Below are 1690 nucleotides of genomic sequence, written 5' to 3'. Positions count from 1 at the left end.
TTCCCGGAAGGCCCTGACTGGGAGTTCGATTCACCATCAGTGATGGTCGCCGAGACGGAAGCCAATGTGTACGACATCGCCGACGTGTCCGCCCTCGGCCGCGGGCTGGTCTAACGGCGCCCGGTTGGTCTCGCCGACCATCGACACGCAGTAGATCAGGAACGACGGCAGCAGCAGGAACACGAACCAGGTGGGGTGCTGGGCGCCGACGATGCCGGAGGTGGCCATGGTGCCCGCGTGCAGGAACACCGCGGCGAAGCACAACGCCATCGCGATCTCGTAGGAGATCACCTGCGCGGTCGAGCGCAGGCCGCCCAGCAACGGGTAGGTGGAGCCGGACGCCCAGCCCGCCAGCACGATGCCGTAGACGCCGATGGAGGTGATGGCCAGCACGTAGAGCACGCCGACCGGCATGTCGGTCAGCTGCAGGGCGGTGGTGTGGCCCGCGATGGAAACCTCGCCGCCGAGCGGGATGACCGCGAACGCCATGAACGCGGTGGTCACCGAGATGATCGGCGCAAGCACGTAGATGGGCTTGTCGACCATCGCCGGGATGATGTCTTCCTTGAAGGCCGACTTCACGCCGTCGGCCAGCGATTGCAGCAGGCCGAACGGGCCGACGCGGTTGGGTCCGACACGCATCTGCATGCGCGCGACGACCTTGCGTTCCACGAGCACCCCGATCAGCGGGATGACGATCGCGAACACGAACAGGAACACCGATTTGGCCAGGACCAGCCAGAACGGGTCGTTGCCGAACAGCGACAGATCAGACATGGTCGTCCTCCCGCACGGAAGTCGCCGCGCCGGTGGCGTCGACGCGGCGCAGCCGCAGCACGCTGCCCGCCCCGACGCCGAGCCGGTCGTTGAGTTGCGAGCCGGGCGAGTTCGCCGGCGCCCACACCACCCGGTCCGGCATGTCGGTGATCGCCAGCGGCAGGGTGAGCGCGCCCCGCTCGCTCGCCGCCTCCACCGCGTCGCCCTCGGCCGCGCCGATCTCGGCGGCGGTGGCGGCCGACAGCCGAAGCACCGGGGTGCGGGCCAGGCCCGCCAGGTTCTCCTCGCCGTCCTGCATCCGGCCCAGGTCGAGCAGCATCCGCCAGCTCGCCAGCACCGCCGATCCCCGGCCGGGACGGACCGGCGGATACGCGAGGTGCACCGGGGCTGCGGCCGGTCTGCCGTCCCATACGCCGAGTGCGTCGAGTTCGGCGCGGGCGGCGGCAGGGTCGGGCAGGTTCAGCGGCACGCCCATCGCCGCCGCCAGCGCGTGCAGCACCCGAAGGTCCGACAGTGGTGCGGCGGTGCGCAGCACCGTGGAGTCGCCGAGCACGGTGTCGAACGGGCGCGGCCTGCCCTCCCAGGTGCGGAAGGTGCCGGACTTGCCGGTCACCGGGGCCACCGGGAAGACCACGTCGGCGCGGTCGGTGACCTCGCTGTGCCGCAACTCCAGGCTCACCACGAACGGCGCGGCGTCCAGGGCGGCGCGCGCGGCGGGCGGGTCGGGCAGGTCGGCGAGTTCCACCCCGCCGACGAGCAGGGCGCCCGGACCGGGTGTGGTGCCGAGTATGCCCACGGTGTCGCGGCCGGGCGCGGTGGGCAGGTCGTCGCAGTGCCAGGCCGCGGCGATCTGCTCGCGTGCCTTCGGGTCGGTGAGCGGGCGGCCGCCGGGCAGCAGACCGGGCAGCGCGCC

Annotated in this window: 1 protein-coding gene and 1 pseudogene; both read right to left on the bottom strand. The window is 71.9% G+C overall.

The window, feature by feature from the left end; translation table 11 throughout:
* Nucleotides 1–78: 78 nt before the first annotated feature.
* Nucleotides 79–777 (bottom strand): annotated as a pseudogene (locus QH283_RS21215) (NADH-quinone oxidoreductase subunit H); the annotation flags it as partial.
* On the bottom strand, nt 770–1690 hold a 921-nt coding region (locus QH283_RS21210; protein ID WP_280504726.1), incomplete at its 5' end, for a molybdopterin dinucleotide binding domain-containing protein. The gene QH283_RS21210 and the pseudogene QH283_RS21215, both read right to left, overlap by 8 nt.

Origin of the sequence: Nocardia farcinica (assembly GCF_029867845.1) — a bacterium.
GTDB classification, from domain to species: domain Bacteria; phylum Actinomycetota; class Actinomycetes; order Mycobacteriales; family Mycobacteriaceae; genus Nocardia; species Nocardia farcinica_A.
Note: the sequence above shows the minus strand (reverse complement) of the source record. Positions and strands in the feature narration are given on the sequence as shown.